Annotated in this window: 7 protein-coding genes; 2 read left to right on the forward strand and 5 right to left on the reverse strand. The window is 35.4% G+C overall.

The window, feature by feature from the left end; all coding sequences use genetic code 11:
• Positions 1-102: 102 nt before the first annotated feature.
• The 5 genes from RBU60_RS13780 to mutY form a co-directional block, all read right to left on the reverse strand.
• Positions 103-990, reverse strand: coding sequence for a DMT family transporter (locus RBU60_RS13780; RefSeq protein ID WP_308865646.1), 888 nt, complete (start codon positions 988-990; stop codon positions 103-105).
• Positions 991-1340: 350 nt separating this feature from the next.
• On the reverse strand, positions 1341-1946 hold the full coding sequence (gene gldD, locus RBU60_RS13785; RefSeq protein WP_308865647.1) for a gliding motility lipoprotein GldD: 606 nt from the start codon (positions 1944-1946) through the stop codon (positions 1341-1343).
• Positions 1936-3258 (reverse strand): gliding motility-associated protein GldE, encoded by a 1323-nt coding sequence (locus RBU60_RS13790; RefSeq protein ID WP_308865648.1) that lies wholly within the window; start codon positions 3256-3258, stop codon positions 1936-1938. Before RBU60_RS13790 ends, gldD begins: the two co-directional genes overlap by 11 nt.
• Before the next feature lie 16 nt (positions 3259-3274).
• The gene (locus RBU60_RS13795; protein ID WP_308865649.1) at positions 3275-3736 is read right to left on the reverse strand and encodes a single-stranded DNA-binding protein; all 462 of its coding nucleotides are present in this window, start codon (positions 3734-3736) and stop codon (positions 3275-3277) included.
• A 37-nt stretch (positions 3737-3773) separates the two neighbouring features.
• Complete coding sequence (gene mutY / locus RBU60_RS13800) at positions 3774-4838, reverse strand: A/G-specific adenine glycosylase (protein WP_308865650.1); 1065 nt, start codon at positions 4836-4838, stop codon at positions 3774-3776.
• 141 nt (positions 4839-4979) lie between these two features.
• On the opposite strand from mutY, the gene RBU60_RS13805 reads away from it, so the two are divergent.
• Together RBU60_RS13805 and RBU60_RS13810 are read left to right on the forward strand one after the other, a co-directional pair.
• A complete protein-coding gene (locus RBU60_RS13805) occupies positions 4980-5270 on the forward strand; it encodes an HU family DNA-binding protein (protein WP_308865651.1) in 291 nt (96 codons plus the stop codon).
• A 277-nt stretch (positions 5271-5547) separates the two neighbouring features.
• Positions 5548-7089 (forward strand): Rne/Rng family ribonuclease, encoded by a 1542-nt coding sequence (locus RBU60_RS13810; RefSeq protein WP_308865652.1) that lies wholly within the window; start codon positions 5548-5550, stop codon positions 7087-7089.
• Positions 7090-7217: the final 128 nt, after the last annotated feature.

Raw genomic sequence — 7217 nt, forward strand, 5'->3', positions numbered from 1 at the left:
GAAACATTCCCTTCTTTCTTCTGAAAAATAACTATATCATCATTCGCTAAAAGTTGCGTTTATGAGTTGAATTCAAGTCTTATTAAATCCTGAAAATAATTTTTAGGACTTTACCTTGCGTTTTTTATTCGCAAAATAAACGCCTATTAAAATTACGACTCCAGAGACAGCTTGCCAAAAGCTAAAAATTTCTCCGTCTAAAATCCCCCAAGTCAAGGCCACTACAGGAATTAAATAGGTGACAGAAGTGGTAAACACTGGGTTAGAAAGCTGCACCAATCTATTGAAAAGAATTTTGGCAATTCCTGTTCCCACAACAGAAAGAATCGCAATATAGCCTATAGAAACCTGCACTTCTGGCTGCTGTAGTAATTCCGATTGAAAGAAGCCTGAGTAATACAACACGCCCAAAGACGGAAACAGTAAAATAATAAAGCAACCTGCTGTAATACTTAAGGCTGGTATTTCTTGTAAATATTTTTTAATAATATGCACATTAAACGCATACATACTAGTCGCTATTAAAGGCAAAAGCGCATACCAATAATTTTGATGTGTATTAACCGTGGCTCCGCTTCCAATAAGAAAAACAGAACCCAATAAACCTACAAAAACACCTATCACCTGATTCTTCGTAGACCGCACCGAAAAAATTAAAAACCCGATAATAATAGATAAGATGGGAACGGTAGAGTTTAAGATAGACACAATAGCACTATCGATTTCCAATTCCGCGAAAGCGAAAAGAAAAGCAGGAAAAAAAGAACCTAAAAGTCCAGATACTAAAATCCATTTCCATTGGTGCTTCTTGATTTTTTTAATACTTCTTAAGCCAATAATCATCAAAAAAATAGCGGCCAAAGTCGTTCTTAAAGCCCCCAATTGAAGCGCAGTTAAACCTACCAATCCTTTTTTGATAAGAATAAAAGAACTTCCCCAAACCAAGGAAAGTAGAATCAAATAAAGCCATTTGTAATGTGATTGCTGCATTGTTTCTTTTTAAGAAGCTGCAAAAATCTCATTTAATTATGAATTGCACTAACTTTTTAAGAAGGATTATTTGGTGGATGCGGGTTTGTGAGAAATGGAGGATGTTGCAAGAATAAAAGAGAGAGGAGAGGTTGTGTAAAAAACTCTTCCATCATTGCTAAGCAATGCCATACTTCGACTAACGCTTAGTAAAGGCACTTCCTTAAAAAAAGGAAGGAATATTTTTAATTGTTATAAACAATAATATCTTGTCGTAATTGGATAAAACCAAAACCAGTACTTCTTTTAAAAATATTGCTCTTTTAAATTATAACTTTCGTTAAAATTTATTGAGTTTCTCTAATCACCAATTACTTCAAAATACCTTCTTTGAGCTGCGATGAGAGTGAGTCCTCTTTCCATGTAAGGCTTTCCATAAGATGTTTAATGTCGTTTTTAAGGTAATTGGCCGCAGGAACAATAGAATCGTAATTGGGTTTACTTCTAAAGTAAATAGAACCAGTAATAAAATGATTCACACTGTCGGTAACATAAAATTGTGCTTGTGAAGCTGCATTCCCACTTACTTCATAAAAAGTCCCATAAGCCCTCTTCTTTTTGTTAATATAAGTATCGCCTTCAATCTCGTCGGCTTTAACAGTGTGCTCTAAGGGAAGTTTTTGGGCGTCCATCAACAACTCTTTCAGGTTATCGTGAACCGGTTGGTAGGTAATAAAAATAGTTCCGTCAAGAAGAGGGTATTCTATATTTACCCAACAAGGTTGCTTTACTTTTCCGTCTTTTAAAATGGCGATATCATTAATTTCAAAAGAATAGGAACAAGGAAAGTCTATTTTTTTATAAACGGGATCTGGATATTCCAACGCTAAAAAAGCTTTAGGTTTAGGCTGGACAGCATCGTCACCACAACCCACAAACATACACGCTATCGCAATTAAAATAAGGCTATACTTCATGAGCTATATTTAATTTTACTTGTTTTATACGTTTATTATCAATCGCTTCTACCGTAAATGTAAAGTGTTCTACTTTAAGTTCTTGATCCTTTTTAGGAAACTCTCCAGAGATCTCTAACAAAAAGCCTGCTAAGGTTTCGGCCTCTCCTCTTTTTTCTTCAATAAAATCGTTTTCTTCGAGTTTAATCACCCGATAGAAATCTTTTAAAGGAGTCTTTCCTTCAAACACATAGTTATAATCATCGAGTTTAGAAAATACCAAATCTTCATCATCAAACTCGTCGCTAATATCACCTACAATCTCTTCAATAATATCTTCTAAAGAAATGATTCCGCTTGTTCCCCCATACTCATCTACCACAATAGCCAAGTGATTTTTCTTTTCCTTAAAGTCGTTCAGCAAATCATCTAGCTTCTTGTTTTCTGGCACAAAATACGGTTCTCTAAGCAAGTCTTGCCATTTAAACTCTGTTTTATCTAAATGAGGCAAGAGATCTTTAATGTAAAGAATTCCCAAAATATTATCGATACTATCCTCATAAACTGGAATTCTAGAATAACTCTGCTCTACAATTTCTTCAATGATTTCTGAATAAGGCTGCTCCTTACTTAAAGCAAACACATCCATACGGTTTTTCATCACCTGTTTGGTCACGGTGTTTCCAAACGAAACAATTCCCTGTAAAATCTTCTGCTCCTCTTTGGTGGTGTCTTCTTCGCTGGTAAGCTCTAAAGCTTGAGATAGTTGATCTACACTTAAGTTAGATTTCTGTTTCCCTAATTTTTTGTGAATTAACACCGTCACATAGCGCATAGGCAGACTAAAAACACTAAATAGCTTGTCTAACACCCCCAATGGATATGCCATAAAGTGAGAGAACTTTACCTTATTTCTATTCGCATATATTTTAGGTAAGATCTCTCCAAAGAGCAAAATAAGAAAAGTCACAATAATCACCTCTAGTACAAAGCGCACGTTAACACCATAATACACGGTATTAACACCATCAAAAAGACTGCTTGCCAAAGAGTCAAAAAGAAGTACAATTGCAATATTTACAAAATTATTAGCCACAAGAATGGTAGCTAATAATTTTTTAGGTCGGTCTAAAAGACGAATTAGAATTTGTTGCTTGGCCGAAACTTTACCGTCATCCACATCAAAATCCGATGGGATTAAGGAGAATAGAGCCACTTCTGAACCAGAAACTAAAGCAGAACATCCCAATAATACAAATAAAAGTAAGACACTAAGCACATCATAAGATCCTAGTGATAAAAGTGTAATCAAACTGGAAGGGTCAGGGTCCAAATGTCGTAGATTTTAATTAAAATGGTAAATCGTCCTCTTCTTGTTCTTGCGGCTGTGCATCAGGTTGAGACTGCCTTTGCTGCGGAGCAGATGAAGATGGAGATGATGCTTGTTGATTATTTCCTGGTGCTCCAGCTTGATCTTTAGGGGTCAAGAAGGTAAACTCGGTACATTGAACCTCGGTAGAATAACGATCCATACCTTTATCATCGGTCCATTTTCTCGTTTTTATTCTTCCCTCAATATATACTTTATCTCCTTTTTTAAGGTACTTTTCGCAAATTTCGGCAGCCTTATTTCTTACTACAATATTATGCCATTCGGTATTGCTTACGCGCTCTCCAGAAGTTTTATTTACATAGTCTTCATTGGTTGCCAATGGGAACCTCCCAATACATCCTCCGCCTTCAAAATGGTGCATTTTTACATCATCTCCTGTGTGTCCTATCAGCATTATCTTATTTAATGTCCCTGCCATAATATTCTGTTTTTATAGTAAATGTAAGCAAAAATAATTATTCGCTAAAACCGTAAGCGTCAATAAATTTTTCAATCACTACCGGAACTGCAAAAGTATCTATTTGATTAGTCATAAGAAGTGACTTTGACAGATTTTCTACTAATTTTAATTTTTCTACCTCCACAATCCAAAAACTAACCCATAATTTACGATGGGAAAGCACGTGTTTTATAGGCTTCTCATTATAAAGTGAAGCTTCTTCCAAGATATGCTGCGGAAGACTCTCGTCATTAAAAGAGATCAGGTCTTCCAAAGTTTCACATGTCTTGGTAGATTCTATCAAAGGAAACTGATATAAATTTTTCCAAATTCCTTTTCCGGTTCTTTTCTCCAAGAGTACTTGACCTTCCTTATCTACGACCACAATATAATTATAATTGCGTTCTTGTACTTTGGTTTTCTTTAGCTTCCGCGGAAGCGCTGTAATGCTATTTTGCTGAAATGCTACACAATCTACTTGCAACGGACAAATGTCACAATCTGGAGATTTTGGCGAACATTGTAAAGCACCAAACTCCATAATTGCTTGATTGTAGATGTGGGGTTGTTTCTTATCTAGTAATTTTTCTGCCAAAGATTTAAACTCTTTAATTCCTTCCGTAGAATTAATAGGAGTATCTATTCCAAAATATCTACTTAGTACGCGATAAACGTTCCCGTCTACCACTGCCACGGGTTCTTGATAACAAAAAGAAGCAATGGCGCTGGCGGTATAATCGCCCACTCCTTTAAGTTGTTTTAACTCCTTATAGGTTGTTGGGAAAACTCCGTTAAGTTCATGGGCCACATATTTTGCGGTAAAATGAAGGTTTCTAGCGCGAGAGTAATAACCTAAGCCTTGCCATAGTTTAAGAACTTTATCTTCACTGGCTCCTGCTAGGTCAAAAACCGTAGGAAAAGCCTCCATAAATTTAAAAAAATACGGCAAACCTTGATTTATTCTCGTTTGCTGAAGCATAATTTCACTCAGCCAAATGGGGTAAGGATCCTGAGTTTCACGCCAAGGCAAATCCCTCGCATTTACTAAATACCAATCGGTCAGTTTATTATGGAATTTCATACTTGTTTTTATTAAAAAGCGAAAGTAAAAGTTTATTGTGTTACTATTTAAACATTTAGGTTTGATTTATTGATAATTAAATTAGTATATTTGCACCCTCTTAAAATGATAACCCATATATAATAATAAAATAATTGTAAGATGACGAAAGCAGATATTGTAGCAAACATTTCGGATAAGTTAGGAATGGAAAAAGGTGACGTACAAGCTACTATTGAAACCTTTATGGAAGAAGTGAAAAACTCTTTAGAAGGCGGTGACAACGTTTATTTAAGAGGTTTTGGGAGTTTTATAATTAAAACCCGGGCAGAAAAAACAGGAAGAAACATATCTAAAAACACAACGATTAAAATTCCTGCACACAACATCCCTGCATTTAAACCAGCAAAAGTGTTTGTAGAAGGTGTAAAGACCAACGTAGAAGTAAAATAAAACGAATTATTAATTTAAATACATATTTTTATGCCAAGTGGTAAAAAAAGAAAAAGACATAAGGTAGCGACGCACAAGCGTAAGAAAAGAAGAAGAGCTAACCGACACAAGAAAAAGTAGTTTTCAAACTACTTTTTTTTATTAAAAACCGTTCATTGAAATCGAAGCTTTCAAAAAGCTTCATCAGGATTTTTTACAAAACCCTGTGACAAAATTTTGTTTAATCCATCTATACGTGACTTTCATGTATGGATAAAAATCTAATTAGCTAGGAATAATGGATAAAGAATTAATTATTAGATCAAATTCCTCTGCTGTTGATTTTGCCTTATTAAAAGATGGAAAACTAGTAGAATTACATAAAGAAAAAGACGATAGCAATTTTGCTGTTGGAGATATTTTTATCGCCAAAGTCAGAAAAGCAATACCTGGCCTTAACGCTGCATTTGTAAATGTAGGTTATGAAAAAGATGGTTTTTTACACTATCACGACTTAGGCCCACAAGTCTCTACTTTATTAAAATTCGTAAAACGTGTAAGCACAGGTAAATTGAAAGACTTTTCTTTAAAGGACTTTCCTTTAGAGCAAGATATTGATAAAGACGGAAGCATTGTTGACGTCATCAAATCAAATCAGTCTTTACTGGTACAAGTCGTAAAAGAACCTATTTCTACGAAAGGACCTAGGATAAGCAGCGAACTTTCCTTTGCAGGAAGGTATATCGTTCTTGTTCCTTTTTCTAACCGCATTTCAATTTCTCAAAAAATTGAAAGCAAAGATGAAAAAGAGCGCCTTAAGAGATTGGTGAAAAGCATTAAGCCCAAGGGCTTTGGTGTGATTGTACGAACTGTAGCAGAAGGCAAAAAAGTAGCAGAACTAGACAAGGACCTTCAAAACTTGATGGGTCGCTGGACAGCCATGTGCAAAAAATTGTATAAAGCTCACCATCCTACAAAAGTATTGGGAGAGTTAAATAGAGCATCCTCTATCTTAAGAGATATCTTTAATGACTCTTTCACTTCTATCTGTACAGATGATGAAGCACTTTATACACAGATTAAAGATTATGTAGGAGAATTCTCTCCTGCAAAAGAGTCAATTGTGAAATTATATCAATCTAACGTCCCCATTTTTGAAAAGAATGGAATCGAAAGGCAAATCAAAACTGCCTTTGGTAAAACCGTTTCTATGAGCAAAGGTGCTTATTTGGTTATTGAACATACAGAAGCTATGCACGTTATAGACGTCAATAGTGGTAACCGAAGCAGTAAAGCCAAAACTCAAGAAGAAACTGCTCTAGAAGTTAACCTCATAAGTGCTTCTGAAGTGGCAAGACAGTTGCGATTAAGGGATATGGGAGGAATTATTGTAGTCGATTTTATCGACATGAATAAAGCCGATAACCGAAAAGCCCTTTTCAATCATTTACGAGATGAAATGAGCGATGATCGCGCCAAACATAAAATCTTACCCCCTACCAAGTTTGGACTGATACAAATTACAAGACAACGCGTAAGACCGGAAATGAATATCAAAACAAGAGAAGAAAACCCCAACGGAAATGGCGGGGAAATTGAAGCTCCAATTGTTGTGATTAATAAAATCAATGCCGACTTACAAAAAATTATTAAAAAAGGACATAAAAACGTGAGTCTTACCGCTCATCCATTTGTGGCCGCCTTTTTAACGAGAGGCATTCCATCGCCTAGGAGTAAATGGTTTATAGACCATAAACGCTGGGTAAAAATATTACCAAGAGATGCTTACACGTATCTAGAATATCACTTTCACGATAAAAACGGGGAAGAAATACTCTAAAAAACTAAACCCTGTAAGGTAATTCTTTACAGGGTTTTTTTATTTTTAAAAATGTCCCGTCCTAAAATAGCGATACACAAAAACCGGGTGTATATGAAAACATCAGAAAAGAGTGGGTACCAGAAGAA

This window comes from Mesonia profundi (assembly GCF_031085155.1).
Lineage (GTDB): Bacteria > Bacteroidota > Bacteroidia > Flavobacteriales > Flavobacteriaceae > Mesonia > Mesonia profundi.

Bases quoted from the DNA above. Each gene is read 5' to 3' on its own strand.
- RBU60_RS13780 (WP_308865646.1), bottom strand. From the start codon at position 990: ATGCAGCAATCACATTACAAATGGCTTTATTTGATTCTACTTTCCTTG.
- gldD (WP_308865647.1), bottom strand. From the start codon at position 1,946: ATGAAGTATAGCCTTATTTTAATTGCGATAGCGTGTATGTTTGTGGGT.
- RBU60_RS13795 (WP_308865649.1), bottom strand. From the start codon at position 3,736: ATGGCAGGGACATTAAATAAGATAATGCTGATAGGACACACAGGAGAT.
- mutY (WP_308865650.1), bottom strand. From the start codon at position 4,838: ATGAAATTCCATAATAAACTGACCGATTGGTATTTAGTAAATGCGAGG.
- RBU60_RS13805 (WP_308865651.1), top strand. From the start codon at position 4,980: ATGACGAAAGCAGATATTGTAGCAAACATTTCGGATAAGTTAGGAATG.
- RBU60_RS13810 (WP_308865652.1), top strand. From the start codon at position 5,548: ATGGATAAAGAATTAATTATTAGATCAAATTCCTCTGCTGTTGATTTT.